Annotated in this window: 1 pseudogene; it reads right to left on the bottom strand. The window is 27.7% G+C overall.

Annotation, left to right across the window (positions count from 1 at the left end):
- A pseudogene (locus J7R13_RS09410) lies at positions 1–191 on the bottom strand (DUF1134 domain-containing protein); the annotation flags it as partial.
- Positions 192–383 lie beyond the last annotated feature (192 nt).

Below are 383 nucleotides of genomic sequence, written 5' to 3'. Positions count from 1 at the left end.
GCAACAGCCAGACCACTAGCTGTTTTTCCAAAAAAAAGATGACCAGAATCAATAATTTCTTGGAGTGAATAATGGGGTTCGTTTTGCTCTATTGGTTGTAGTTGAGCATGTGCAGTGTTTATGGTGATGAATAAAAGGAGGATTAAAGATATAATATTTTTGTTCCAGTATTTGAGCAGAGAGAGAGCCATGAAGTTTTCTCCTTTTATTAGTGATAAACAAAAAGATAATATTAGAATTTTCATTCTATTCAAATAAAAAATAAGATATAAGGTTATTTAAATTCTTGAATTTATTTCTGAATTTTTTTTAGCATGATTGTTAATGTTTCCTATTATGCATCAGATATTAAGAGTTTTTCTTTAAAATAAAGTTTGTTTTTT

The organism is Bartonella taylorii 8TBB, from assembly GCF_902825155.1.
Lineage (GTDB): Bacteria > Pseudomonadota > Alphaproteobacteria > Rhizobiales > Rhizobiaceae > Bartonella > Bartonella taylorii_A.
Note: the sequence above shows the minus strand (reverse complement) of the source record. Positions and strands in the feature narration are given on the sequence as shown.